This window comes from Mucilaginibacter pocheonensis (assembly GCF_031456535.1).
In the GTDB taxonomy this organism is placed as follows: domain Bacteria; phylum Bacteroidota; class Bacteroidia; order Sphingobacteriales; family Sphingobacteriaceae; genus Mucilaginibacter; species Mucilaginibacter pocheonensis.
Genome location: NZ_JAVDUU010000003.1, coordinates 553,430 through 579,340, shown reverse-complemented (window position 1 = coordinate 579,340; position 25,911 = coordinate 553,430). Strand labels below are relative to the sequence as shown.

General features: G+C 39.4%; 25 protein-coding genes and 1 riboswitch. Of the genes, 16 read left to right on the top strand and 9 right to left on the bottom strand.

Going from position 1 to position 25,911, the window contains the following annotated elements; genetic code table 11:
- The first annotated feature begins 78 nt into the window (after positions 1 to 78).
- The 4 genes from J2W55_RS15830 to J2W55_RS15815 all read left to right on the top strand — a co-directional run bounded on the left by J2W55_RS15830 (position 79) and on the right by J2W55_RS15815 (position 5,495).
- Positions 79 to 1,194: a trans-sulfuration enzyme family protein gene (locus J2W55_RS15830; protein ID WP_310097532.1), complete on the top strand. Its 1,116-nt coding sequence runs from the start codon at positions 79 to 81 to the stop codon at positions 1,192 to 1,194.
- Positions 1,195 to 1,435: 241 nt separating this feature from the next.
- Positions 1,436 to 1,545: riboswitch (SAM riboswitch) on the top strand.
- A 255-nt stretch (positions 1,546 to 1,800) separates the two neighbouring features.
- Positions 1,801 to 3,126, top strand: a complete 1,326-nt coding sequence (locus tag J2W55_RS15825; RefSeq protein WP_310097529.1) for an O-acetylhomoserine aminocarboxypropyltransferase/cysteine synthase family protein — start codon at positions 1,801 to 1,803, stop codon at positions 3,124 to 3,126.
- Between the two features lie 75 nt (positions 3,127 to 3,201).
- The gene (locus J2W55_RS15820; protein WP_310097527.1) at positions 3,202 to 4,257 is read left to right on the top strand and encodes a homoserine O-acetyltransferase family protein; all 1,056 of its coding nucleotides are present in this window, start codon (positions 3,202 to 3,204) and stop codon (positions 4,255 to 4,257) included.
- Positions 4,257 to 5,495, top strand: a complete 1,239-nt coding sequence (locus J2W55_RS15815; protein ID WP_310097524.1) for a homoserine dehydrogenase — start codon at positions 4,257 to 4,259, stop codon at positions 5,493 to 5,495. The genes J2W55_RS15820 and J2W55_RS15815 overlap by 1 nt, the downstream gene beginning before the upstream one ends.
- A gap of 53 nt (positions 5,496 to 5,548) precedes the next feature.
- Here J2W55_RS15815 and J2W55_RS15810 read toward each other — a convergent pair whose 3' ends face one another.
- Both J2W55_RS15810 and gpmA read right to left on the bottom strand, forming a co-directional pair.
- On the bottom strand, positions 5,549 to 6,034 hold the full coding sequence (locus tag J2W55_RS15810) for a hypothetical protein (protein ID WP_310097521.1): 486 nt from the start codon (positions 6,032 to 6,034) through the stop codon (positions 5,549 to 5,551).
- A 96-nt stretch (positions 6,035 to 6,130) separates the two neighbouring features.
- Complete coding sequence (gene gpmA / locus J2W55_RS15805; RefSeq protein WP_310097518.1) at positions 6,131 to 6,868, bottom strand: 2,3-diphosphoglycerate-dependent phosphoglycerate mutase; 738 nt, start codon at positions 6,866 to 6,868, stop codon at positions 6,131 to 6,133.
- Between the two features lie 38 nt (positions 6,869 to 6,906).
- On the opposite strand from gpmA, the gene J2W55_RS15800 reads away from it, so the two are divergent.
- Both J2W55_RS15800 and J2W55_RS15795 read left to right on the top strand, forming a co-directional pair.
- Positions 6,907 to 7,497, top strand: coding sequence for an acetate uptake transporter (locus tag J2W55_RS15800; RefSeq protein ID WP_310097516.1), 591 nt, complete (start codon positions 6,907 to 6,909; stop codon positions 7,495 to 7,497).
- A 23-nt stretch (positions 7,498 to 7,520) separates the two neighbouring features.
- On the top strand, positions 7,521 to 7,904 hold the full coding sequence (locus tag J2W55_RS15795; RefSeq protein WP_310097514.1) for an SRPBCC domain-containing protein: 384 nt from the start codon (positions 7,521 to 7,523) through the stop codon (positions 7,902 to 7,904).
- 81 nt (positions 7,905 to 7,985) lie between these two features.
- On the opposite strand, the gene J2W55_RS15790 is transcribed toward J2W55_RS15795, so the two are convergent.
- The 5 genes from J2W55_RS15790 to J2W55_RS15770 all read right to left on the bottom strand — a co-directional run bounded on the left by J2W55_RS15790 (position 7,986) and on the right by J2W55_RS15770 (position 12,077).
- Positions 7,986 to 9,362, bottom strand: a complete 1,377-nt coding sequence (locus J2W55_RS15790; protein WP_310097511.1) for an OmpA family protein — start codon at positions 9,360 to 9,362, stop codon at positions 7,986 to 7,988.
- Between the two features lie 482 nt (positions 9,363 to 9,844).
- The gene (locus tag J2W55_RS15785; protein ID WP_310097507.1) at positions 9,845 to 10,681 is read right to left on the bottom strand and encodes a maleylpyruvate isomerase N-terminal domain-containing protein; all 837 of its coding nucleotides are present in this window, start codon (positions 10,679 to 10,681) and stop codon (positions 9,845 to 9,847) included.
- 26 nt (positions 10,682 to 10,707) lie between these two features.
- A complete protein-coding gene (locus tag J2W55_RS15780; RefSeq protein ID WP_310097504.1) occupies positions 10,708 to 11,139 on the bottom strand; it encodes an OsmC family protein in 432 nt (143 codons plus the stop codon).
- 90 nt (positions 11,140 to 11,229) lie between these two features.
- Complete coding sequence (locus J2W55_RS15775) at positions 11,230 to 11,646, bottom strand: DUF3052 family protein (protein WP_310097501.1); 417 nt, start codon at positions 11,644 to 11,646, stop codon at positions 11,230 to 11,232.
- A complete protein-coding gene (locus tag J2W55_RS15770) occupies positions 11,643 to 12,077 on the bottom strand; it encodes a DinB family protein (protein WP_310097499.1) in 435 nt (144 codons plus the stop codon). Before J2W55_RS15770 ends, J2W55_RS15775 begins: the two co-directional genes overlap by 4 nt.
- An 84-nt stretch (positions 12,078 to 12,161) precedes the next feature.
- On the opposite strand from J2W55_RS15770, the gene J2W55_RS15765 reads away from it, so the two are divergent.
- From J2W55_RS15765 to J2W55_RS15755, 3 genes are all read left to right on the top strand, one after another.
- Complete coding sequence (locus J2W55_RS15765; protein WP_310097495.1) at positions 12,162 to 13,400, top strand: spore maturation protein; 1,239 nt, start codon at positions 12,162 to 12,164, stop codon at positions 13,398 to 13,400.
- 183 nt (positions 13,401 to 13,583) lie between these two features.
- On the top strand, positions 13,584 to 14,216 hold the full coding sequence (locus tag J2W55_RS15760; protein WP_310097493.1) for an RNA polymerase sigma factor: 633 nt from the start codon (positions 13,584 to 13,586) through the stop codon (positions 14,214 to 14,216).
- A complete protein-coding gene (locus J2W55_RS15755) occupies positions 14,213 to 15,514 on the top strand; it encodes a hypothetical protein (protein ID WP_310097490.1) in 1,302 nt (433 codons plus the stop codon). Before J2W55_RS15760 ends, J2W55_RS15755 begins: the two co-directional genes overlap by 4 nt.
- A gap of 23 nt (positions 15,515 to 15,537) precedes the next feature.
- Here J2W55_RS15755 and J2W55_RS15750 read toward each other — a convergent pair whose 3' ends face one another.
- The gene (locus J2W55_RS15750) at positions 15,538 to 16,206 is read right to left on the bottom strand and encodes an NAD-dependent epimerase/dehydratase family protein (protein ID WP_310097487.1); all 669 of its coding nucleotides are present in this window, start codon (positions 16,204 to 16,206) and stop codon (positions 15,538 to 15,540) included.
- Positions 16,207 to 16,354: 148 nt separating this feature from the next.
- Here J2W55_RS15750 and J2W55_RS15745 point away from each other — a divergent pair, with 148 nt between their 5' ends.
- From J2W55_RS15745 to J2W55_RS15715, 7 genes are all read left to right on the top strand, one after another.
- Positions 16,355 to 17,242: a glycosyltransferase family 2 protein gene (locus J2W55_RS15745; RefSeq protein WP_310097484.1), complete on the top strand. Its 888-nt coding sequence runs from the start codon at positions 16,355 to 16,357 to the stop codon at positions 17,240 to 17,242.
- A 14-nt stretch (positions 17,243 to 17,256) separates the two neighbouring features.
- Positions 17,257 to 18,672, top strand: coding sequence for an oligosaccharide flippase family protein (locus J2W55_RS15740; protein ID WP_310097481.1), 1,416 nt, complete (start codon positions 17,257 to 17,259; stop codon positions 18,670 to 18,672).
- 75 nt (positions 18,673 to 18,747) lie between these two features.
- Positions 18,748 to 20,430 carry a hypothetical protein gene (locus tag J2W55_RS15735; protein WP_310097478.1) on the top strand — a complete coding sequence of 561 codons (1,683 nt, stop codon included), beginning with the start codon at positions 18,748 to 18,750 and terminating at the stop codon, positions 20,428 to 20,430.
- Complete coding sequence (locus tag J2W55_RS15730) at positions 20,420 to 21,382, top strand: glycosyltransferase (RefSeq protein ID WP_310097475.1); 963 nt, start codon at positions 20,420 to 20,422, stop codon at positions 21,380 to 21,382. The genes J2W55_RS15735 and J2W55_RS15730 overlap by 11 nt, the downstream gene beginning before the upstream one ends.
- Complete coding sequence (locus tag J2W55_RS15725; RefSeq protein ID WP_310097472.1) at positions 21,375 to 22,448, top strand: glycosyltransferase family 4 protein; 1,074 nt, start codon at positions 21,375 to 21,377, stop codon at positions 22,446 to 22,448. The genes J2W55_RS15730 and J2W55_RS15725 overlap by 8 nt, the downstream gene beginning before the upstream one ends.
- Before the next feature lie 128 nt (positions 22,449 to 22,576).
- Positions 22,577 to 23,899 (top strand): O-antigen ligase family protein, encoded by a 1,323-nt coding sequence (locus J2W55_RS15720; RefSeq protein ID WP_310097469.1) that lies wholly within the window; start codon positions 22,577 to 22,579, stop codon positions 23,897 to 23,899.
- Between the two features lie 26 nt (positions 23,900 to 23,925).
- Entirely contained in the window at positions 23,926 to 24,846 is a 921-nt protein-coding gene (locus J2W55_RS15715) for a hypothetical protein (RefSeq protein ID WP_310097467.1), read from the top strand.
- A 40-nt stretch (positions 24,847 to 24,886) separates the two neighbouring features.
- On the opposite strand, the gene J2W55_RS15710 is transcribed toward J2W55_RS15715, so the two are convergent.
- Positions 24,887 to 25,807, bottom strand: a complete 921-nt coding sequence (locus J2W55_RS15710) for a hypothetical protein (RefSeq protein ID WP_310097464.1) — start codon at positions 25,805 to 25,807, stop codon at positions 24,887 to 24,889.
- Positions 25,808 to 25,911 lie beyond the last annotated feature (104 nt).

Sequence of the window (25,911 nt, the reverse complement as noted above, 5' to 3'; positions counted from 1 at the left end):
AAAAATTACGTAAAAATTATCCACTCCGCTACACCTTATAAAAATTATCTATTTAATTTGGCCAGATATCCATACCAAATGAAAACTGAAACTATAGCTATCCACGCCGGAAATAAAAAAGATGAATCGTCAAAAGCTGTAATACAGCCTATTATCCTGTCAACCACATTTGAACGTGGCATGGCGGGCGATTTTCCGGGCGGTCATATCTACAGCCGTTCGTCAAATCCCAACCGCGAATCGCTTGAAAATGTGCTTGCTCAATTAGAAGGCGGTGCCGATGCGGCCTCTTTTTCGTCGGGAAATGCCGCGGGAATGTCAGTATTCCAATCCTTAACACCGGGTACGCATGTTATTGCACCTGATGATATGTACCATGGTTTGCGTAACCAGCTTAAAACCCTCTTCGTTGGTATTTTAACTTTTGATTTTATTGATGTTAATGATACTGAACTACTGCAGCAATATATTAAGCCCGAAACCGGCTTAATATGGATTGAAACCCCTTCCAATCCCCTGCTTAAAGTAACCGATATAAAAAAGGTAGTGGCTATTGCCAAAGCTAAGGGCATTAAGGTGGCTTGCGACAATACCTTTGCCACACCAATTTGCCAGCAACCATTGGCCCTGGGTGCCGATCTGGTTATGCACTCGGCAACCAAATATTTTGGTGGCCACAGCGATTTAATGGGCGGCGCGCTAATTACCGCCGAAAAAAGCGAATGGTGGCAAAAAATACGTACAGTACAGGAAATGGGCGGCGCCATACCCTCCCCGCTTGATTGTTATTATCTGGTTCGCAGTATTAAAACCTTGCCGTACCGGGTTAAGGGCCACGTACAAAACGCGCAGCTTTTGGCCGAATTTTTAGAACAGCACCCTAATGTGGAAAAGGTAATGTATCCCGGCTTGCCGTCGCATCCGCAACATGCCATAGCTAAAGAGCAAATGTTGTCTTTTGGTGGTATGCTGTCATTTATTGTTAAGGGCGATGAAAATGACACACACAATATTATCAATAAACTGCATTTAATTACCAGGGCCACCAGCTTGGGCGGCGTTGAAAGCCTTATAGAACATAGGGCAACTGTTGAAGGGCCTGATACCAAAACGCCGCGTAACTTACTAAGGGTGTCTGTTGGGTTAGAGCATATTGATGATCTGATAGCTGATCTTGATCAGGCGTTGAGATAGGAAGCTTTAATATCGAACACCAAATGATGGATTTCGAATAAGGGAATGCGACTTTTTTATGCGTCTCTGACATCGAAAGTTCGACGTTCATCGTTTGATATTCCCTTGTCTTTTATCCTTTGCCCTTTTGTCTTTTATTCAAAAAAAAATTTAATTTGGTATTTTAACTAATATCACCTTATCTTTGAAACAATATTTGGTAGCAATACCATGATCAATTCTCCGCGTTAGTTCGGGTTTTGATTTATAAAGAAGCGGCGAGAGATCAGGCTCAATGACCCGCTGGCAACCCTCCGAATTGGAGAAGGTGCCAATTCCTGTCCCGGAAAATAACCCCGGGGAATATAAATTTATAACCATGAAAAGTTTAATTAAATTTACTACAAGCAACACTACAAAATCTGCAAACAATACTATACAGTATACAAGCTTAACTATTAGCTGTATTTGTATGCGTTGCTGCTGTTGATACTGACTGACCGACACGTTCATTTTTCAATCCCTGGGAAAATACGTGTTTTAATAAACTGATAACAATCATTATCAGCTCGCCAAAATTCATCAGACCATCAAAAAATCAATTAAACAATTCAAACCCTTACAACCATGTCTGCTAACAACTTAAAATTCGAGACCTTACAATTACACGCCGGCCAGGAAGTTGACCCAACTACAGGCGCACGCGCAGTTCCGCTTTATCAAACTACGTCGTATGTGTTTAAAAATGCGGAACACGGCGCCAACCTCTTCGCGCTGAAAGAGTTTGGGAATATATATACCCGCATCATGAACCCCACTACGGATGTGTTTGAAAAACGCATAGCGGCTTTGGAGGGTGGTATCGCAGCATTGGCTACCGCGTCGGGCCAGGCATCACAATTTCTTGCTTTAAATAATATACTGCAGGTAGGCGACAATTTTGTTACCTCTCCCTTTTTATATGGAGGCACTTATAACCAGTTTAAAGTTGCTTTTAAGCGCCTGGGTATTGACGCCCGCTTTGCTAAAGATGACACCGCCGAAAGTTTAGAAGCGTTAATTGACGATAAAACCAAGGCTATTTATCTGGAAACCGTTGGCAACCCGGGGTTTACCATTGCCGATTTTGACAAAGTTGGCGCTTTAGCAAAAAAATATGACCTTCCATTAATAGTCGACAATACATTTGGCGCGGCAGGATATTTGTTTCGCCCGCTGGAGCATGGCGCGCACATTGTGGTGCAGTCAACAACAAAATGGGTAGGCGGGCATGGCACCAGCATTGGTGGCGTTATAGTTGATGGCGGAAATTATAACTGGGGTAACGGAAAATTCCCGCAGTTTACCGAACCATCGGAAGGTTACCACGGTTTGGTATTTTCTGATGTATTTGGCGTTGATGGCCCTTTTGGTAATATTCAGTTCATTATACGTGCCCGTGTAGAAGGCTTGCGTGATTTTGGCCCTTCGCAGGCGCCATTTAATGCCTGGCTTAATATACAAGGTATTGAAACACTTTCATTGCGGGTACAACGCCACGTTGATAATGCGCTTGAACTGGCCAAATGGCTCGAAAAGCATCCGCAGGTAGCTTCGGTTAATTATCCGGGCTTACCATCATCGCCTTATCATGAATTGGCCAAAAAGTATTTAAAAAATGGTTTTGGCGCTGTACTGTCATTTGAGATAAAAGGTGACAAGCAGCAGGCAAGTAACTTTATTGACAGCTTGCAGCTTGTAAGTCACCTGGCTAATTTGGGCGATGCCAAAACGCTCATCATCCAGCCGTCGGCCACTACACATCAGCAGCTTTCAGATGAGGAACAATTAGCGGCCGGGGTTACGCCTGCATCGTTGCGTATATCAGTTGGTATTGAGCACATTGATGACATTAAAGCAGATTTTGAACAGGCATTTGCCAAAATAAAGCAGCTTGCTGCACAAATAGTATAGTTTTTTTAAGTGATATAGTAAAGTTGTAACGGGATGCGGTTATAGCAGCCGCACCCGGAATAACAAAACAAAAGAATGAACGCAGAAATATTTAAATACACACAAACATTTGAGTTCGAGTCGGGTCAGCAAATACAGGATCTGGAAATTGGCTTTCACACTTATGGCAGGTTAAACAAGGAAAAAGATAATGTAGTATGGATATGCCACGCCCTTACCGCTAATGCCGATGTGTTTGACTGGTGGAAAGGTTTTGTTGGCACAGGGAGCATTTTTAACCCCGAAGAACATTTTATAGTGTGTGCGAATATATTGGGGTCGCCTTATGGTACAAGCAATCCATTAAGTATTAACCCGGTAACTGGTCAGCCATATTACCATGCATTTCCGCAATTTACCATCAGGGATATTATTAAGGCGCATCAGTTACTGGCCGATCATTTAAAAATAGATCATATCCATATTTTAATAGGCGGTTCGCTTGGCGGGCAACAGGCCGTTGAATGGGCCATTATGGAGCCTGAGCGTATTAAAAATTTGATCCTGATAGCTACCAACGCGCGGCATTCGCCCTGGGGGATTGCATTTAATGAATCACAGCGCCTGGCTATCGGTACCGATCGTACTTTTTACTCCAACACCCCGGATGGCGGGCAAAAAGGCCTTAAAGCAGCCCGAAGCATTGCCCTGCTCTCCTACCGTGGTTATAAAACATACTCGGTAACCCAGCAGGAAGAAACTGATGCCAAGACCGACGATTACCGCGCGGCTACTTATCAAAATTACCAGGGACAAAAATTGGTGAACAGGTTTAATGCCTACAGCTACTGGTACTTAACAAAAACCATGGATTCGCACAATGTTGGCCGTAACCGTAATGGCGTTGAAAAAGCGCTAAGCCTGATCAAAGCCCGTACGCTGGTGATCGGCATTAAATCAGATGTGTTGTTTCCAATAGAAGAACAACAATATTTATTTCATCATATCCCAAAGTCGGCCTTTGCCGAATTAGATTCATTTTATGGGCATGATGGTTTTTTAATTGAAACAGAAGCATTGACAAACATTATTACATCGTTTTTTAAAACTGATGTGAAAGGAAAAATTATAGAATTGCAACGTACAGCGTAATGAGTAAAAAGTTAAATATCGGATTATTTGGATTTGGAGTAGTTGGACAAGGACTATATGATATCGTTAGAACAAAACATTTAAACATTGAAATAGTAAAATTTGCCATCAAGGATCCGCATAAGGAGCGCTCACTGCCCGCGCATTTATTTACAACAGATAAGGATGAACTACTGAATAATCCCGAAATAAATACCATTGTTGAGTTGATCAACGATACCGATGCTGCTTTTGAGATTGTTTCACGCGCATTAAGCAGCGGTAAAAATGTGGTTTCGGCCAGCAAGAAAATGATCGCGCTGCATTTGGAAGAATTGATTGAACTGCAGCATAAACACGGCACTTCACTGTTATATGAAGGCGCGGTTTGCGGCAGTATCCCTATTATCCGCAACCTGGAAGAATATTATGATAATGAGTTATTGCATTCTATAAGCGGTATTTTTAACGGATCGTCAAATTATATACTTTCTAAAGGGTTTATTGAAGGTCTGGATTATGACAGCGCGTTGAGACAGGCCCAGGATCTTGGCTTTGCCGAAACTGACCCAACAAGCGATGTAGGAGGCTTTGATGCTAAATATAAGCTGGTGATAGCTGCTGCGCATGCTTATGGCGTAATTGTACAGCCCGAAGAGGTATTTAACCTGGGGATACAAAACCTGGGCGCGCAAGACATGCAATATGCCCGCGAAAAGAACCTTAAAATTAAGTTGGTACCCGTAGCCAAAGAGCTTGATGAACGTAATGTGGCTTTATTTGTACTACCTAAGTTTGTAAACGAAACCGAGTTTTTATATAACGTGGAGTATGAATATAATGGCGTGACGGTACAAGCCGCTTTTGCCGATCAGCAATTCTTTTTTGGCAAAGGAGCCGGCGGCCACCCTACCGGATCTGCAGTGTTGTCAGATATTGCCGCTTTACGCTACAACTATCAGTATGAATACAAAAAAGCTAAGGAAAAAACCGATCTTAACTTTACCAATAATATCGAACTGAACATATACCTGCGATATAACGACGAGAGCCTGGTAGAAGCGCTGAACTTTGAACATATACAGGAGCGCTATTATTCGGGCAGTTATAAATTTGTTATAGGCAAAATCAATTTGCAAAACCTGATAGATAATCAGGACCTTATAACTGAGAGCAAAGCGTTCATTGCTTTCGCCGACCAGCTTACAGGTGTTAGTCTGGCATCAGCATCAAAACAAACAGCCGGGGTGTTGATATAGAAAACCTTGTGCAATAATAAAAAAGCCCCGGTCTGGGGCTTTTTTATTTGATATCATTTTGCAAAAAAAGCTGCTATTTGTTTGCCAAACCCCACAGTAATGATTCCGATAAATAACCTTGAGCAGGATGATACAACACTTTGCTGATCGCTCGCTGTTGACAAATTATAAATGCGGTAAATTAAATCGGGCAAGGTATTAACTATAAGCAGGCCGCCAATAATCACAATCGCTATTTCATATATCACCTTTCTGTCAGCAAACAGCTTTACATTTTCCTGCCGGTCGGCCGTGGTGGTTACCAGGCGGGTAATAAATTTGGTTCTTGCTATTAAAAATATGGCAAAAATCAGCAGCAAGACAAAGCTCAATCCATTTATCCATAATAAATTAATCTGTTCAGTTCCCTGCTCCGCGTTCATTTCCGGGCCATGCCCTCTTACAAATGTTAACAATCCCGGCAGTTTTGAAATATCGGCCACTAACAGGTAAATACCCAAAATCTTTATGGTAATTTCATAAACGTCAGATTTTTTCATTTTTACTATGGATAAGGTTTACAGAGCGACGAATATAACAAATGTAGCACATGTCCATGCTAAATATCTAACAGTAAAATTCAAACTCAAAATATATTAATCCAGGTAGTAGTGCCTTATTCGGTTTAAGCCGTGGTCAAGCTCATAAACCCAGGGCGTGGCCGTGGGTATTTCCAGTTGGGTAACCTCCTCATCGGTAAGACAGTCAATATATTTTATCAATGAACGCAGGCTGTTGCCGTGGGCCACTACCACCACTTTTTGGTTACGGCGCATGGCGTTCACAATGGTTTCGTTCCAAAAAGGAAGTACCCTGTCCATGGTTTCGCTCAGGTTTTCGGTTAAGGGAAGTTCACGATCGGTAAGATCTTTATAACGCAGATCGTGACCCGGATAACGCGGGTCGTCCTTAGTTATAGCCGGCGGGTGTTCATTGGGGTCGCGGCGCCATTTTTGTACCTGATCTACGCCATATTTTGCTATAGCATCGTCCTTGTTCATGCCCTGTAGTGCGCCGTAAAAACGCTCGTTTAAGCGCCAGGATTTCTCTACGGGAATCCACAGGTGGTCAAGTTCTTCCAACACAAAATGCATGGTTTTGATAGATCGTTTTAAATAGGAAGTAAAACCGGCATCAAAATTATATCCATTTTTTTTTAATATGCGGCCAGCATTTTTAGCCTGCAAATAACCTTGCTCAGACAAATCAACGTCTTCCCATCCGGTAAAGCGGTTTTCGAGGTTCCAGGTGCTCTCACCGTGGCGTATCAATACAATTTTTTGCATAGGTGTAAAAGTAACTGTTCCGGTAAAAAAAAATTGTTTAATATTCATAAATCAATTAGATTGCGGTAAACCAATTTAAAAAACCTATGATCCCTACAACACCGGTAACTGTAAGTGACGGCATTGCCAACCCCGCTCCTCTTGGTCTTTGCGCCTTTGGCATGACCACCGTATTATTAAATATACACAACGCGGGCTTTTTTGAAATGAACACCATGATTTTAGGCATGGGGATATTTTACGGAGGACTGGCCCAGGTAATTGCCGGCGTTATTGAGGCTAAAAAGAACAACACATTTGGTTTAACGGCTTTTACCTCTTATGGATTTTTTTGGCTGTCATTGGTAGGGTTATTAGTGATGCCAAAGCTGGGTTGGGGCGCTGCCCCATCAGAAGGCGCTATGTGCGCTTATTTAAGCATATGGGGGGTGTTTACGCTGTTATTGTTTTTTGGCACCTTAAAACTTAACCGTGCGCTTCAGTTTGTTTTTGCATCGTTAACTATATTGTTCTTTTTACTGGTAGCCGGCGATGCCACCGGAAACAGCAGCATAAAACATGTGGCCGGTTATGAAGGCATAATATGCGGTGCATCAGCAATATATACAGGTATAGCCAATGTGCTGAATGAAGTTTATGGCAGGGTTGTATTACCCGTTGGCCCGGTTAAGGTTTAAAATATTTCTGCTAAATTGCGCAGGTGAAAGATTTTAAAAAATATTATAACATACCGGCTACGCCCGATGAAATTTATATGGCCCTTACCAATCCTGTTACCATAGAGCTGTGGACAGGTGAGGTTGCTGAGATGTCTACCGAGCCGGGTTCTGAATTTTCGATGTGGGAAGGCAGTATAACCGGAAAAAACGTGGAATTTGAACCGGGCAAAAAAATTGTTCAGCAATGGTATTTTGAAGGCGAATCTGATAATTCTATCGTAACCATCAAGATTCATCCAGACAAAAAGGGTTCATCAGTTGAACTACGCCATACCAATATACCCGATGCCGATTTTAATGATATGGTTGACGGATGGAACAATAGCTATTTTGGTGCTTTGACGGAATTTTTTGAAGGAGAATAAATTCCTTATTACCCATAAAACAGAAGAGCCGCTCAACTGAGCGGCTCTTCTGTTTTAACCATTTCTAATGGGAACCTACTATTAATACAAGGTAAACTCTACCCTACGGTTTGCCTGACGGCCAGCTGCAGTTTTGTTGGTTGCAATTGGCTGATTTTGGCCATAACCGGTAGCTTCTATACGTGATGCATTAGCACCTTTGCTTACCAGGTAAGATTTTATTGATTCTGCACGGTCTTTTGATAACCTCATGTTCAAATCCTTTGAACCGGTGTTATCAGTATGGCCGGCAAGTTTCAGACTGAAGTTCTTATCAATTAACAAGTTGGCTACCCTATCCAAACTTGGGTAAGAATGCGGACGAATAGTTGCTTTGCCCAGATCAAACTCCAGGTTCTTAATTGCGTCTTTAACAACTTTTTTGTCTTCTTCGGTTACATAAACAACCGGTTTAGCAAGCGGACAACCAGAGCCGTCTACTTTTGTTCCTGCCGGTGTGTTTGGGCATTTGTCGTTTACATCAACAACCCCGTCTCCATCGCTATCTGTGGTTAATTTGGCAAGGTTGGCATTAGTAGTATTCAAATCATTTCTTAACTGGTCATTTTTTGCTTTTTCCGCATCAATTTGTCGTTGTAATGCAGTTTTGGTTTGTTGATTTTCCCATAAGTATTCCTTACGCATAGACGATACCGGGTTATGCGTTGCCATTTGAGGCTTTTTGCGGCCACCCAAAGCAAACTCCAGGCCTACGTGAGCGTAAGAAAACCTGTCATTGGTAGATCCATGGTTAAAGCCGTCAAAGTTATCAGATTGTACAAAGTTCACGGCATAACCAAGGTCAAGGTTTACACCGGGCGCAATGTCAAATTTCAAACCAAGACCCAGTGGAATAAAAATTTCATTTATTGAAGCTTTGCCATCGGTTTTGAAATTTGTTTCCTGGCCCCCTGGCGTGGTAATTTTTGGAGTATAATTCATGCTACCCGCACCCACCGTTAAATAAGGCTGAATAAATGGCTTGTCATGACGCCAATTAATATTAGCCAGTGTAATGTTGGCACTTAACGCTGCCGACCAATTGATGTTTGTAGTATACTGACTATAAACCGGGTTTCCGTTAGCGTCTGGCTGGCTGTTGTTTCCCCTTACCTTACCCTTAAGGAAATCGGCCTGTAAACCTAATGATGGTAATATTTGTTTTTTAATGTAAGCGCCATAACCAAACTGTTCTGTAGGGTTTTTAAAATCCTGTCTTCCATTAGTACCAAAAATAGTGTAAGGAGTTAACATGCCCCCATGCACACCTATTGACCAGGTACGAAAATTATCTCCACCCGAAAAAGGTTTTACATAGTCATTGCCTGTCGCTGTGGTATCAGGTGTTTGTGCAAATAATTTGCCACCTACCATGATTCCTGTTAGCAGTAGTGTAGCTTTCTTTAAATTTGATTTCATATCGTTGTGTTTAATTATAGGTTTATTGTTCAGTAAACCGTAAACCCTAACAGGCAACATTAATGCCATCAAAACTTAACCAGCCAAAGGCAGGTGTGTTAAAATACTATCAATATTACATTTACAAATGTTAAAATTAAACTATAATTCACTGATAGAGCACTATTTATGTGAAACGGCTTTTAGATATAACAACCGGTTTTTTAGCCAGCTAAACGCGCCACTTATAAGATTTTTGCGCCAAATAGTAATTGAATAAAAAATAGTACAGTTTGTATTAAAAAGATTATTTTTCAATATATCATCCAATACCATAATTAACTATAAGTATATCTTATTGCAATCCTGATAATTTAAAAAATGAAATTTAGATGAAATTTTGAGGTTTTTAGTCCTTTTGTCTTATTGGTTTGATTTTTATATCTTAGTATTTAATATTATATTTATTAATATTAAATACAATATAGATAATAATATTTATATCAAGCCATAACAGCCACCGTGTCAAACATTTTAGCTCCCAGTTTAATATTACCTGTTATTGCAGCGTTTTGTAAAGCATAATCAGGAGTAATTGCTTTTGTAAAAAGTTTCCAGGTGATATCGGGGCTTATAACTATTGTAGTATCTGCAGGTTTAACTTTATTGGTTGTTAAAGTCCAGCTATCAACGTTTTTTTGAAGGTACCACATACCATTGGTTATACCTGAAACGCTTACCTCGATCAAGGTATCTTCGTCAGCTTCCACATTGCGATACGTATGTGGCAATGCATACATAAAAGTGGCTATGCAAGGATAAAAAAGATCCTGGCGCATTATTCCCGGTTTATTTACAGCTTCGCGTATTTGCTGCTGATGATGCCATTTCTCAGTATACTCCCGGGCAATATGAAACCAATTGAAAGACTGCTCCTCTCCTGCCCAGGCTACCGGAAATCTGGCCATAGCAAATGGATCTAAAGTGGCCATATGCTCACAATATTGATTGCCGGTTATCGCTAATAATTGGATGAGCAAAGCCGGGCTTATCCTTTTCATGGCTTTTACCCAGCTTGCATTTAATTCATTAAGATAATTTACCAGGTCGCGGTAGTTATTGATATCAGACGGGCTTTCACCAACAAATTGTTGTTTTGATGATATGGTACGCATGTTCCCATCCAGCAAATGAGCCGCAACATCTTTAACTGTCCACAGCTTTGCTAAAGTGGGTTTGTTCCAGTCTTCAGCTGATAGGGATTCAAGCAGTTCAATAAGCAGTTGATCGAGAACCGGAAAAAGGTGTATCGTTTTTATGGGTACATCCCTGCTTGTCATAAAAAAATGAATTGATCTCGTTGCTGTTATTCAGCAGGATGAACAAAAACCTTTGATTTAATGTCGGCTCCTGCTTTACCCAGGGTAGCAGCAACAGAACAATATTTATTTAATGAAAGCTCAACCGCACGGGCAGCCTTATCTTCATCAATATCTCCATATAAGTGAAACTCAATTTCAATATTCTGCCATAAAGATGGTTCTGTATTGGGTTCCCGTTCGCCGTTCACAACCATCTTATAATCTTTTACATCCTGACGCTGCTTTTTCAGGATGCTGATCACATCAATGGCAGAGCATCCGGCAAGGCCCATCAAAAGTATTTGCATTGGGCGTACGCCAAAATCTTCGCCACCGCTTTCGGGGCTGCTATCCATTTTTACTGTGTGGCCATTAGCGTCAACCGCTTCAAACCCAAAATCACCGTGTACGCGTTTTAATTCTATTCTATTAGGCATATTGAACAATTATGAACGCTAAGTTATGTATTTGTATGCTCTTGGTAAAACATACAGACCTGGTTTGTATTATTTTTAACAAAAATGATCTCAAAGTGATGGTTTCCGATCCTTTACAGGTATAACCAATTTCAAGCCCGACCATGTTTCGTCAACTGCGCAAACTTTAATATCAACCAATCCATTTTTAATTGCCAGTTCTCTTATAATATCTTCAGTTATATTAGTGGGCATTTTAGATGCCTTTTTTGGCCAGGAAATCCATATTAATCCGTTTGGTTTAATCTGTGTTTTAAGCGCAGGCAATATAACCGATAACTCATCCCGTTGAATAGTAAAAAAATGTATCAGGTCTTTTCCAGGTTTTTCATCGTCTTCAAAATACAGTTCAGCCGGCAAGTCTGTAAACAACTGTAAGTAATGCTTAGGCGCGTTGATCAGTTTAATCCTAAACGCGGATTTAATTCCCAGTTTTTTAGCCAGCGGCGTACCCGAATAGCCGGTCATTGTATTTGTTTTAAATGGTGTTTTAAATGTTCAACATAATCAGCTGCCAGCCATTCGACTGTTTTCAGATTAGGTTCAAGCTTGCTGTTATCGCAGCGGACATTAAGGCGGTTGGTGGGATAATTTTCTAATATACGGATTATCTGTTTGTTAAACAAGGTCCACAGGTTAAGCAGATCATTAATATCAGCATCCTGATAATGCTGTGCCGCAACCCATTCGTCCTGTTCGTATGTTAACTTAAAGTTTTCTTCATACGTGCATCGTATAAAACGTTGCAGGTTAACCTGCACGCTGTCAATCAAATGTCCGATAATTTCTTTTTTTGACCATTTCCCAGGCGATGGCCTCGTAATCCAGTCGATATCTGCCGAGTTTATATCCTGAAATTTTTTAACTGTATTGGTTAGCAACTGTATGGTGTCGTTCATTTTACCGGATTCAAATAGTATTTAAATATTGTTATTTCGTATTAAATTACAAAACCATTAACTTCAAAGCCTTAAACACAGCTAATGGCCCTTAATTATATCTGGATAGCATTTTTTGTTATAGCCTTTATTGTATCATTAATAAAACTTATATTTTTTGGAGATACAGAAGCCTTTAAATTGCTGGTTGATGGTCTTTTTAGTTCTTCAAAATCATCGGTAATGGATATAGCCCTACCGCTGGTAGGCGCAATGGCTTTTTGGCTGGGTATACTTAATATAGGTGAAAGGGCAGGCGCTATAAATTTTTTATCGCGTATTGTGGGGCCATTTTTTAGCAGGCTTTTTCCTGACGTCCCCAAAAAACATCCTGCTGTTGGGCAAATGCTCATGAATTTCTCGGCCAATTTATTAGGTCTGGACAATGCGGCTACCCCCTTGGGTTTAAAAGCAATGGGTAGCCTGCAGGAACTAAACCCTGATAAAGAGTCGGCTTCAAATGCACAAATCATGTTCCTGGTGCTGCATACCTCGGGTTTGCAATTGTTGCCAGTAACCATTATAGCTCAACGGGCCATTATGGGCGCCGCCGATCCAGCAGATGTTTTTATACCTTGTATCATAGCAACCTATGTAGCTACCGTAGTTGGCTTAATTGCCGTTGCCATTAAACAAAAAATAAATTTGTTTGACCGGGTAATTATAACCTGGCTGGGTGGTTTAACCGCGTTTATTACATTGGTGGTCTGGTATTTCACAACACATTTAACCAAACAGGAAATCAGCACCGTATCAAAAGTTGTGAGTAATTTAATGCTTTTTACCATACCGGTAATTTTTATTGTAGGCGGGTTGTTAAAAAAAATAAATGTGTTTGATGTTTTTGTTGAAGGCGCTAAAAGCGGGTTTGAAACATCAGTAAAGATCATACCCTACCTGGTTGCCATGCTGGTTGGCATAAGTGTATTTCGCAGCTGCGGGGCACTTGATTATATGAACGAGGGTTTGCGCTGGGCATGTGTAAAACTGAACTTAGACACCCGGTTTGTTGATGCCATGCCGGTTGCTTACCTCAAACCGCTAAGCGGTTCAGGATCAAAAGCAATGATGATCAGTACTATGCAAACCTTTGGTGTTGATAAGTTCGCCGGCCGGTTAGCCTGTATATTCAACGGCTCGGCCGATACTACATTTTATATTGTCGCATTGTATTTTGGCACTGTGGGCATAAAAAAGTCACGTTATGCTATACCCGCCGGATTGATAGCCGACCTAGCGGGTGTGATAGCCGCCATTTTTGTAGCTTATTTATTTTTTGGTTAATATTTAGCTTGGATAACATACTGATTTAATGCAAGTTAATTACAATTATCTTTCTGAACGCTTTTATAAATTCTAATTATTCACTATTTGTCAAAAAAATTAGCAACCCAGGCAACCTTTGAATAAAGAACAACGTGATAACTGTAAAAAAAGCTATAAATTTAACCCATTAGAACCCCGTATATGGGAGAAGCGGAACTACAACAATTAATAGCAGGCTGTTTGCAGCATAGCAGAAAGGATCAAAAATTGCTTTATAAGGCATTTTATGGTTTTGCTATGAGCATTTGTTTGCGTTATGCGGGTAATCGTTATGAAGCTGCTGAAATTATGAATCAGGGGTTTTTAAAAGTGTTCACTAATTTGAATAAATATGATACCAGCCGACCATTTATTGCCTGGGTGGGCCGTATAATGATGAACACCTCGGTTGATTATTACCGCAGTAATCTGAAGCTTTCGCTTACCGATGACCTGGATGCAGCTGAAGAAATTGGTCATAATGATTTACCGGATCAGAAATTGAAATATGACGATCTGATAAGTATGATACAGCAGCTGCCCAACGCTTACCGCACCGTTTTTAACTTATTCGCCATTGAGGGGTTCTCGCATGAAGAAATTGCGTCACAGTTGAATATCAGTACGGGAACATCAAAATCAAACCTGTTTAAAGCGAGAGAAAAGCTAAAAGTTATGGTGCTTAATTCCGGACGGCTTCCGGATAACAATTCTGAAGATATCAGACATAAAATTGTTGCTATAAGCGCCATCAGTATTGGAATGTCATATTTGATTGAATTAATAATAAGATGAAAGGGAAAAACGAAAATAAATTAGATCAGCTATTCAAAGACGGGTTATCCGGCTCTGAAGATCATATTGCTTTTCGTGAGGAGGATTGGACTTCTATGGAACGATTACTGGATGATAAGCCCAGTAAAAAGGCGGGTGTTGCCAGGATCATTTACTATATATCGGGAATAGCGGCTATCTTGCTGCTCGCTATCGGACTGTTTCTTTTTAACAGAGATACCGATAAAACCGACGCGACCAAAAATAATTTGCACACAAAAAACAAAACAAAAAATAACGGAAGTAACGACCAGGCCAGTCGGCCGTTTAAGGACTCTGTTCAAAATCAACAGGCTGGTAATGAAAGTTTGAGCAGCAGCAGTGTTCACCACCAGAAGAATGGACCGGGTTTACCTTTACCTGCTGACAGGAGCGGCCATTATTTTCCAGATAACTCAAAGCAAAACACTGTGACACCAACTCCCGCTATCGTTAAAACAAACGATAGCATTTCCAACAACAATAATTCAGTCAGCAATAATAGTAATGTCGTTGTTGATCCTTCAAAAATAGCATCAACTGAAAACAAGGCGCAAAATAACCTTGTGGTAACTACACCGCCAGACACTACATCAAACAATGTTGCAGTGCCGGAACAACAAGTAAAAAAGCAAAATAAAACATCCATTAAACCCATATTAAACAATGGGCCACGCTTTACATTAAGCATATTGGCAGCGCCTGATATTAATGCTGTTAATTCATTTAACAAAAACCAGGTAGGTACTAACTTTGGCTTACAGGTAGCAGTGCGTTTATCCAAAAAGTTCAGTGTATCAACAGGCGCGGCTTATGCTATTAAGCCTTATGAGGCAAATGGAAGTCAGTATAAAACAGCTTTTTGGCAGGGCAAGGCCGCTTCTGATCTGCCAAACTACATTGCTGCAAACTGTAAGGTTTTGGATATACCTTTAAATATTAACTACCAGTTTTATTCAAAAGGTAAAAACGCTTTTGCGCTGGGAACAGGCTTGTCATCATATATTATGCTAAAAGAAAATTATCATTTTGATTATGCTGCTGGTAGCGGCAAATCGGCATATGATATACAGATCGAAAATCAAAACAAACACTGGTTTGGGGTGCTTAATCTTAATGCTACCTATGAGCGTAAGATCAACTCAAAATTTAGCACTATAATACAGCCCTATGTTAAACTCCCGCTTACAGGGATTGGTAACGGTCGTGTAGATCTTAAATCTACGGGGGTTGCGGTTGGTATTAGCTGGAATATCAACTCAGCTTTGAAACCCAGATAACAAAATATTATAAAGGGCTCTTATTAACCGGGTTTAGCAAGTGAAATGATGTCTTTGCCTTCAATTACTTTTTTGCTATAACCATGTATAGTTACGCTGACCATGGCCAATGCTAATTCATGCAACGTGCAAAACCCGTTAGGATACAGCGCCCGGCCAATTGGAAACAGCCAGCTTATATATTTATAAAAATTGTGGGTGTTTGCCAGACCTTTTATTGGTTTGATAAAACCCGGCCTAAATGCAAATACCTGCGCGAAGGGTAGCTTCATCAGATCATTTTCCGTTTTGCCTTTTACACTGGCCCAGCCTTTCCCTTTTTCGTTACTGTCAGTCCCCGCTCCAGAAACGTAACAGAATGTCATTTCGGGATTTAATTTACACAAGGTTTGAGCTACGTGCATTGTTAATGTATAGGTTAACCTATAATATTCATCCGCCTTCATTCCTACCGATGACACGCCTAAACAAAAATAACAGGCATTATAGCCCGATAGTTCACCTTCGATAGACGAAAAATCAAAAAAGTTGGTATGGACTATTTCTTTGAGCTTTGGATGAGAAACACCCGAGGCTTTTCTATTGATCACCAAAACAGTTTCTACATCCGGATGCTCTAAACATTCATGCATTACCCCCTCGCCTACCATTCCCGTAGCGCCGGTAACAATCGCTCTTATTTTTGTTTTCATAACCACTATACAAGGTAATTAAAAATATTAATTCGTTTTTTTTAATCACTCCCCTCGCCGAGAATATTAAAATAAAAAGACAATACTTCAAGTGTGTGGGCAACCCTTTGCAATAAATCAACGATATAATTAATAGACGATCATTTTAATGCGGGACTATGATGAATTTATAGACTCGCCAAAATTGATAAATATTAATACCGAACTGCATATGATACCTGTTTCTGTTGTTATTATCACTAAAAATGAGGCCGAAATGATCAGTCGTAGTATTGTTATGCTAAAACAGCTAACTGATGACATCATTATTATTGATAATGACAGTACCGACCAAACATTGAACATTGCTGCTGAAAGCGGATGCCGTGTATATCAAAAAACATGGGATGGATATGGCGCCAACAAAAATAAAGGTATTGGGCTTGCACGTCACAACTGGATATTAAGTATAGACGCTGACGAAATACCAGACGTCGCGCTGTTAACGTCAATAAAAGAATTAAAGCTTGATGACAATAATACGGTGTATGATATACCTTTTAAAGCTTATTATGGTGATAAACCAATAAATTTTGGCAATTGGGGACGCGACCACCACATTCGCTTGTTTAACCGTACCCGTGTTAAATGGTCAGAACCTCCGGTACATGAAACCTTACAGCTTCCGCAAAATGTTCGTGTAAAAAAATTAAATGGCCATTTGCATCACTATTCAGTTAAAAACGCGCAGGAACACGAAGCTAAAATTATTCATTATGCACAGCTTAGCGCTTTAAAATATTTGCAAAGCGGTAAAAAAGCTGGCTTTGTAAAATTGTACATTTCGCCCATGTTTCATTTTTTTAAAACCTACATATTTTTATTAGGTTTTTTAGATGGTAAAGAAGGCTGGAACATTGCCAGGATGGCGTTAAAAAATACATGGCTAAAATATTATTACCTCAACAAAGCTCAGCATCTTCAGGACAAACAATCCTATCCCAATAAAATACCGGTTATGGCATACGAATTTAAAGCCGACATTCATACCGAATAAAGTGAAAGCCTTTCATGAAAAAAAAGCTGGTTCAAAACCTTTCAGCTAATACACTGCAACTGGTAATTAACCAGTTGTTTGGGGTACTCATGTTTTATGTACTCTCCGTAAATTTAGATAAAGATTCTTTTGGCATTTTAAACCTTGCTTTAACGATAATATTTACAGCATTTAATATTCTTTCTTTTGGCATAGAGCAAACAGTAATTAAAAAAGTAGCTAATGGCGATAATGTCCGTTCTGTAATATCTATATACGCATTTCATGTAATTTTTACAGGTTTTTTATTTTACGGTATTTTATTGCTGGCAAAGTTTTTCTTTACAGAACAGATTTTGCTATACCAGCTTATATTATGTATTGGCGCTGGTAAACTGATGATATTCTTTTCAACGCCATTAAAGCAGGTAACCGCCGGTATGGAAAAATTTAAACTACTGGCTTATATGCTTGTAGTATCTAATTTTGTGCGCGGTAGCGCTTTGATAACACTGTCGGCGATGCATTTGATAAACATCAACAACATCATATCGGTGTTTATTGCCGGCGATACTTTAGAGCTTGCATTTTCGGTTTATCTGTTTAATAAATATGTAGGCGTGCCGATAAGCCCAAGGTGGAATAAAAATGAATACGCATTGTTGCTGCGGCAATCGTTACCTCAAATGGGAGTTGTACTCATTACATCAGCGCTGGCCCGTTTCGATTGGCTCTTTATAGGATTTATAGTTTCGGCAGTAAAACTTGCCGAATACAGCTTTGCTTATAAGGTATTCGAGATTTCATTGCTCCCTTTGCTGGCTATTGCGCCAATGCTGATACCCAGGTTTACCAAACTGTTTAAAAATGCAAATTACATGCCGGCTAACCTCGCACTGGTTATAAGGATTGAGATGGTCATTGCCGCTTTTACCGGTCTGTTATTAAATATGTGCTGGAATCCCGTTGTTGACCTGTTTACAGGCGGTAAATATGGGCTGGTGAATACCAACACTATTTTTTTATTGTCGTTATGCCTGCCGCTTATATACCTTACCAATTTTTTCTGGACAATTTATTTTGTACAGAATAGATTAAAAATGATCCTCCGAATATCAATGATTGCATTTGGTATCAATGTAATAGGTGACCTGGTACTTATACCCATTTTAAAAAACGAAGGTGCCGCTATAGCGTTTTTAGCCTCGTGCCTGGCTCAGGCTGTTTTATATGCGTTAAAAAACAACATCGATGAACTTTACAGTTCGCTTTTCACTGTGGTAAAATGCATTGTTTGTGCTTTAGCCAGCGGACTGTTAGCAAAACAATTATTTCCAAATCCTTTGCCAGCCTTGGTCACTTCGATCATTTTTTATTTGTTAAGCTTGATACTTGCCGGGCAACTAAAGCTTGATGACCGCCAAAACTTTCGCAAAATATTAAATTGGTGAAATAATAAACATTACTGATTTATACAGGCAACCAATCCAATTTTCAGGTCGTATTGACTATAAATAACCCTGAGAATGTTAACCAGATTAATTGCCTTTTACACCAATAAAATAAAAGATAAGGTAGATTGGAGGCTTCTTGTCTTTTTGCTATTGTTCTTGAATGTAAAGCTCATCGTTAAAATTCCGGTTATCGTTTTTTTTAGCTTATGGCAAGGCAACTTTAAATTCGGGTTCAGTTTTAAAAACTCGCGGCTGCCGCTTTTTTACCCACTAATTATAGCAATAGCCATTTTTAACTGGCTTATTAGTAAAAACTATAGCAATACCAATTATAATGTACTACTACTTTCGGGGATTGTTTTTTGGTTGCTGTGCATATTAGCCATTCACCACATCAAACTGGCGGTTGATAATGATCCTCCCCAAGTTATTCATCAAACCATACTAGCCTTTTTTATTGTCAACGCCGTATTATCTGCGTGTGCCCTTGCTATTATCGTTTTTAAAACACATCACATTAATCCTTATACCTATCAGGGAGAGTATCAAAAATACTTTATCAGTACCGGCGATTATATAAAAGGAGTTACGTTTGATACGTCAATTACCAATGCTATACTTAATGCCATTGGAGTCATTTATTTTTTGACCAGAAAAAATGCGGTAATGTTATTGGTTTGTATGGCCACCTTACTGCTTACCGGCAGCAACTTTATTAACCTGATTTTACTGCCTATACTTTTACTGCTATTTGTATTTAATACCAATCGTTATCAAAAAAGCCTGGTGGTAATATCGTTGGTTTTCCTCGTGGTTTTCATGGCCAGGATATCACCGCAAAACAACAAGTACACTACAGAATCATTATCTCATTTAATTCATAAAAGCGAACGCGCCGACGCGGATTCCATCTCATTTCCACAACCTGCTGCGGTTATTAATATACCGCTAACGCTCAGGCCCGACAGTACCCTGAACCAGGAAGAGCGTAAACAAAAGATAGCCACTTTGTATCTTGACAGCGTTGGTAAAATATTAAGTGCAATACGCTATAAAAAAGGCCTTAGACCCTATAAAAACCTTTACCTGGCCGACGGTGGGCGCATAGCCATTCAGGAGCCGGATATCAACGGGCCTTATTACCAAAGCAGCACACAAACTCCTCCGGAGCAAAAGCAGTTGGTTAATTTTATTAAGATACACAAAGATTCGCTGCCGATATCAGGTAATAGCAATTATGCTGCATTGCTACCGGGAAAAGCAACAGCCTTTTTACAAACCATCAATCTTTTTAAAGGGCATCTCAGCAATGTCATTACCGGTGTAGGTATAGGTAATTTTTCATCAAAACTTGCTTTCCGGGCGGCAGGACTTGGTTTTGCCGGAGGTTATCCGGACAACTACACTTACATCAATCATAATTTTTTGGTTAACCACCTTGATCTGTACCTCAATTATTTTAGTAAAAGATCGGGCTTCCATTCGCTAACCAACAGTCCTTTTTCTGTGTATGACCAATTAATTGCAGAGTACGGCTTAATTGGTCTTATGGTATTTATGATCTGGTACCTGGGCTTTTTTGCAAAGCAATACAAAAAGCTAACATACGGTATACCCATTTTATTTTTAATGCTGGCTGTTTTGTTCACTGATTACTGGTTTGAGCAACTATCAGTAATGGTGGTTTTTGAATTGTTTTTATTGCTCAATATAAAAGAACACAAAACTATTGAATCTCTTGGTAATGAATTTTGATGTCCCTAAAATAACTGTTTTAATGCCTGCATATAATGCCGGTAAATACATCGGGGATGCTATTGAATCGGTTTTGCAGCAAACTTTTACAGATTTTGAATTGCTGATTGTTAATGATGGCTCCACTGATGATACTGCTGATATTGTGAGGTCATTTAAGGACCCCAGGATAGTAATGATATACCAGGCCAATAAGGGTGTGGCCCTCGCGCTCAATGCCGGATTAAAATATGCACGGGCAACATACATAGCCCGGTTTGATGCCGATGATATTTGCCATACGGGAAGATTGCAATTGCAGTATGATTTTATGACAAATAATCCCGATTACAGTATCGTAGGTTCTGCAGCTGATTATATGGACATGGATGGGACCTATCTTTTTACCTCAAACCCACCGGCAATTCACAACGAGGATATTCAACAGTTAGATCGCTCAGTTTGTCCGTTTATACACTCTACGGTGTTTTATAAAAAAGATGTAGTATTAAAGGCCGGCGGATACAATGAGCATGCTTATACTTTTGAAGACCATTTTTTATGGGTAAATATCCTTAAAAATCAAAAAGCCTGTAATTTCTCACAACCGCTTATCAAACTAAGATTAAACCCCGAGTCTGTTACCATTGATGAGAAATGGCGGCCGCGAAAATTCCTTGAAATAAAATATACAACACTTAAAAAGCGCAGTATAACATCACATGATGGTCAGCGGCTTGCTGAGATAGGCGAAAAGCAATATTCGCCTCAAGTTAAACTGGGCTCTTATTATGCGTTATGTGCAAAAAAATTGTTGGTCAATAATTACCATCCGCAAAAAGCACGTATGCATGTAGCAAAGGCCATCAGCGCATCTCCGTTACGGTTAGATAACTATTTATTATACACCGTTAGCTATTTGCCTGAAAACATGATCAACTGGTTACATAAAAGGAGGACAGGAAATGATTAAAGTAGCCTTTATTACCAGGTCAACTATTTATACAGTACCTGGCGGAGATACCATCCAGGCAGTACAAACAGCCCGGCACCTGTCACAGATGGGCATAACAGCCGAAATAAGGCTTGCTAATGAAAGTATCCTCTATCATAAATATGACCTGCTGCATTTTTTTAATCTTACCCGTCCTGCGGATATTTTGTATCATAGTCAGAAAGCCGGTAAGCCTTATGTAGTTTCTACTATTTTGTGTAATTATGGTGAATATGACAAATATCATCGCAAAGGTGCTGGCCGACTTCTGCGTTATCTGTCAACTGATACGATCGAATATCTTAAATCAATAGCCAGATACCTGCTTGGGCGCGATAGTTTAGCAAGCCTCTCCTATACCTGGCTTGGTCAGCGTAAAAGCATTAAAAGCATATTGAGCCGGGCGGCTATGATATTGCCAAATTCCGAATCAGAATACCGGCGTGTAATTCAATCTTATCAGCGCAAGGTAAATCATCTTGTAATACCCAATGGTGCTGATCAAAATATGTTTCAGTATGATCCGTCCATCAAAAAGGATGAAAAACTGGTAATATGTGCTGCACGCATTGAAGGAATAAAAAATCAGTTAAATTTAATACGAGCCCTTAATAATACCTCTTATCGCTTATTGCTTATAGGCTCACCTGCGCCTAATCATTTGGCATATTACCATGAATGTCGCAGCATAGCAGCCAGTAACATAACCTTTATTGATCAAGTGCCGCAGTATGAACTGGTAAAATATTACAGGGAAGCTAAAGTGCACATACTGCCAAGTTGGTTTGAAACCACTGGCCTTAGCTCGATTGAAGCTGCATTGATGGGATGTAATATTGTGACCAGTGACAAGGGCGACGTGCGTGAGTACTTTGCTGATGACGCGTTTTATTGCGAACCATCATCCCCTCAAAGTATTCTTAACGCGGTAGAACAGGCAAGCATGGCACCATACAATGCAAATTTAAGGCATCGTATATTAAAAAAATATACATGGACAAAAGCAGCTTCACAGACCTTAAAAGCTTATAAATCTGTATTGTAACCATGAATTAAACGGAATTATAAAAGAACCAGGAAAGTTTTATGCGTGCATTCTATATGTTCTGTATCGGGTAAAATGTTGACGATCATTTATAATTAGTACGAACGAACGCTATAAACATACAATTGATGAAAGAGTTATTGCTTATTAGTGATACCAAAGAGAATAAGATCAGTTTTTACCATTTAGTGATGCTAATGGCAAGTTTACCGTTCGATCTTTTTTATAGTCATATCATACTCATTAGCTTTACATTACATACATTAATCCATCTAAAAAAAGACAGGCTGAGATCCCTGCGTTCTTTGCGGATGTTGATATTGCCGTCGGTTTTATTTGTTACCATAATTGCCACTATTTATACCATAAACGTTCCGGCCGCATTTACAGAATGGACATTGCGCATACCTGTTTTATTGTTTCCCATACTTTTCTCACTTAATGAACTTGATTTAAAAAAATATAAACAAAAACTTTTATTGATCTTTTCGTTGGTTTGCACGGCAACTGTTTTTTTTCTGTGTGTAGAGGCCTTTATAACAATCAGATACTATCACCTGCCGCTAAATGCAATTTTTGCCGAAGGTTTTACCAATCATAACTTTTCGGGTCCTATTAATATACATGCCACTTTTTTTTCTTTTCAGTTAGTTATAGCATTGGTTAACCTATTGTGCCTTTTAATGCAGGGTGTGCCGTCAAAAAAATTGAAACTGTTCTACACCATTTGCAGCCTTATCCTCCTGTGTGGCATAATACAGCTCAGTTCAAAATCAATATTCTTTGTTTTATTGATCGCGGTTAATATTGTATTGCCATATTACTCACTAAATGGCAAAAACAAAAAGGTGTTCATATTAGCCGGGTTAGGGATTTCATTGATCGTAGCTACTTGTATCTTGAGTATACCAATATTCAGAGAGCGTTATGTAACTCTTTTAAAGGACGATGTTTCCGCAAATAAAAAGGAACCCCGGAATTCAGATTCACGTATTGAACGCTGGCTTGTTGCAGCTGAGCGCATAAAAGCAAAACCTCTGGCAGGCTATGGCTCGGGGTCTGAAATTGGATTATTAAAAGATGATTTTTATAATGCCAAGTTATATAGTTCCTTCCTATACGGATTAAATTGCCACAATCAGTATATCAGCTTTTTACTAAAGTCCGGTGTATGGGGACTATTGGTTTATTTACTAACACTTGGTTACGGTATTAAAGCCTCTGTCAAAAAAAAGGATGGGTTGTTTGTGTGTTTTATGCTGGTGATAATCATCGTTTCATTCACTGAAAACATACTCGACATGGACAAAGGCGTTATGTTTTACAGCTTTTTTTTCTCCTTTTTCATTTTCTCTGATGTTGAAGATCAAATAGTTAATAAAGGCAAACTAACCCCTCATGATTATTTAAGCCCTGTGGCAACCAACGAGTTAACTGTTACGTCATATTAGTAAATGTCTATTAAATCATTGGCACATTGGTAGAAATTAAAAAAAACATATTAGCAACGCTGGCCTACTTTGACGTATTTAACTATCCGCTTACAAGAGAAGAAATAGCTTTATTTTTACCGGTTAAGTATGAATCCGCGTTATTTGATATCGCTATGGCATGCCTCGTAGGCAACAGGCTCATTTATCGTTTTGATAAATTTTATAGCCTAAAAAACGACCCTTACCTGGTACAACGCAGAAATGACGGAAATCAGAAGGCTTTTGAAATGGTAAAAACCGCAAGAAAGGTTGGTAATATTTTAATCAAATTTCCCTATGTGCGCGGGATTGCCATTTCGGGCTCGCTGTCAAAGAATTATGCCGATGACGAGTCTGATATTGACCTGTTTATTATTACTGCTCCAAACCGCCTCTGGATAGCACGTACGTTAATGCATTGCTTTAAAAAGCTGGCCTTTTTGGTTAAGCTCGAAAATTATCTTTGCATGAACTACTATATTGATGAGCAGCAACTGGAAATTCCCGAAAAAAACATTTATACAGCTACCGAAGTTGTGACATTAATCCCCATACAGGGAGATACTACGTTTGCTGATTTTTTTGCCGCCAACGCCTGGACCCGTAATTACTTGCCTAACCATATTATGCGGGTTTCAACAGCAAAAAGTTTAACTAAAATGGCATTAAAAAGTACAATTGAATGGTTATTTAACAATTATTGGGGCGAAAAACTCGATAATCGGTTAATGAAAATTACAACAAGCAGATGGAACCGCAAAACGGCCGAAAAAAAGCTAAACAATCACGGGATGCTTTTGGCCATGGCAACTGGAAAACATTACGCAAAGCCCGACCCTGAAAATTTCCAGTTTAAACTGATCAGCCGGTATGAAACAAAGATAGCGCAACTGTTGGTTGAGAATCACCATAGCGTGGCCAATTAAGTCAAGAACACGACTCATATACTTACTCGCCGGTTTTATTTCATCTCATGGCAAGGGCGTCAGCTTTTCCTTTCACATTAATACTTATAACGCTTGTATGAGGCATATTTAAGGTTTTTCCCGGAATTACCTGTAAATAATACTTAAGATAAGTATTCATAATAGCCTGTGATTCATGAATATATCTTTGCCTGAGAGACTCACCCACAAAGGCAATTAAAGGTTCTCCATAATGCATTTGCCCCTTCTCATCAACATATACAGAAAATGAATACTGAAAGTTTCTGTATGCTTTATTGATAACAATATCAAATGTTGGATACAAGTAATCAGCAGAGGTGTTGAAATTATTAAGGATATCTCCTTCTGTCTTCCTTTTTTCTAATTTAACTGATGGACTTTTGCTTATAAACGTAACTGGTTGTCTCGCTGCAAAAGCCTTTTTAATATCGTTATTAGCTTTATTTACTAATGATCTTATGAACAAAGTGTCCTTTCTGCTGGTATGCCCAAGTGCGGTTGCATCACTTCTAAGTACATTTTTCATGTAATTATCAGCGTAAAAAGTCATATAAACTCCGCCGCCGGAGAGGTCAACCGTATCATTTTGGGCTTTAAGCATTTCCAATACCAGGCTGTCTTTACTCATCTTCTTTACTTTCAGCCAGGTTCGGGCGGTGTTAAAAACAGAATCATATCCCCGTGAGAGTGGAAAATTCAAAAAGCGTTTTTTAATGGCGCTATATATACTTACCGAATCATCTGAAACGAAATTTACTTTCCATTGGGGTTCTAACTGGTAGCCGTCCTCATTAAACGAAAGGCCATTTTTTTGACGGCGATTAACCTCCGTGTAACTAATTCCTTTTATTGATCTAAAAGAGATCAGATCTTTTTCGCCATTATGCTTAACAATCTTAGGATTATTATTGCAGCCAACAGTAATAATTGCATTGATCAATAATAACGTTATCCCAAAGGTTATGGTCTTTTGTTTCATGGCTGGTGTTTTTACTAAGATAATAATATTATCATTTGATATACACCACTTTATTTATAAAATAT

Coding starts and splice junctions, on each gene's coding strand:
- J2W55_RS15830 (WP_310097532.1), top strand. CDS start 79: ATGAAAACTGAAACTATAGCTATCCACGCCGGAAATAAAAAAGATGAA.
- J2W55_RS15825 (WP_310097529.1), top strand. CDS start 1,801: ATGTCTGCTAACAACTTAAAATTCGAGACCTTACAATTACACGCCGGC.
- J2W55_RS15820 (WP_310097527.1), top strand. CDS start 3,202: ATGAACGCAGAAATATTTAAATACACACAAACATTTGAGTTCGAGTCG.
- J2W55_RS15815 (WP_310097524.1), top strand. CDS start 4,257: ATGAGTAAAAAGTTAAATATCGGATTATTTGGATTTGGAGTAGTTGGA.
- J2W55_RS15810 (WP_310097521.1), bottom strand. CDS start 6,034: ATGAAAAAATCTGACGTTTATGAAATTACCATAAAGATTTTGGGTATT.
- gpmA (WP_310097518.1), bottom strand. CDS start 6,868: ATGAATATTAAACAATTTTTTTTTACCGGAACAGTTACTTTTACACCT.
- J2W55_RS15800 (WP_310097516.1), top strand. CDS start 6,907: ATGATCCCTACAACACCGGTAACTGTAAGTGACGGCATTGCCAACCCC.
- J2W55_RS15790 (WP_310097511.1), bottom strand. CDS start 9,362: ATGAAATCAAATTTAAAGAAAGCTACACTACTGCTAACAGGAATCATG.
- J2W55_RS15785 (WP_310097507.1), bottom strand. CDS start 10,681: ATGACAAGCAGGGATGTACCCATAAAAACGATACACCTTTTTCCGGTT.
- J2W55_RS15780 (WP_310097504.1), bottom strand. CDS start 11,139: ATGCCTAATAGAATAGAATTAAAACGCGTACACGGTGATTTTGGGTTT.
- J2W55_RS15775 (WP_310097501.1), bottom strand. CDS start 11,646: ATGACCGGCTATTCGGGTACGCCGCTGGCTAAAAAACTGGGAATTAAA.
- J2W55_RS15770 (WP_310097499.1), bottom strand. CDS start 12,077: ATGAACGACACCATACAGTTGCTAACCAATACAGTTAAAAAATTTCAG.
- J2W55_RS15765 (WP_310097495.1), top strand. CDS start 12,162: ATGGCCCTTAATTATATCTGGATAGCATTTTTTGTTATAGCCTTTATT.
- J2W55_RS15760 (WP_310097493.1), top strand. CDS start 13,584: ATGGGAGAAGCGGAACTACAACAATTAATAGCAGGCTGTTTGCAGCAT.
- J2W55_RS15755 (WP_310097490.1), top strand. CDS start 14,213: ATGAAAGGGAAAAACGAAAATAAATTAGATCAGCTATTCAAAGACGGG.
- J2W55_RS15750 (WP_310097487.1), bottom strand. CDS start 16,206: ATGAAAACAAAAATAAGAGCGATTGTTACCGGCGCTACGGGAATGGTA.
- J2W55_RS15745 (WP_310097484.1), top strand. CDS start 16,355: ATGCGGGACTATGATGAATTTATAGACTCGCCAAAATTGATAAATATT.
- J2W55_RS15740 (WP_310097481.1), top strand. CDS start 17,257: ATGAAAAAAAAGCTGGTTCAAAACCTTTCAGCTAATACACTGCAACTG.
- J2W55_RS15735 (WP_310097478.1), top strand. CDS start 18,748: ATGTTAACCAGATTAATTGCCTTTTACACCAATAAAATAAAAGATAAG.
- J2W55_RS15730 (WP_310097475.1), top strand. CDS start 20,420: ATGAATTTTGATGTCCCTAAAATAACTGTTTTAATGCCTGCATATAAT.
- J2W55_RS15725 (WP_310097472.1), top strand. CDS start 21,375: ATGATTAAAGTAGCCTTTATTACCAGGTCAACTATTTATACAGTACCT.
- J2W55_RS15720 (WP_310097469.1), top strand. CDS start 22,577: ATGAAAGAGTTATTGCTTATTAGTGATACCAAAGAGAATAAGATCAGT.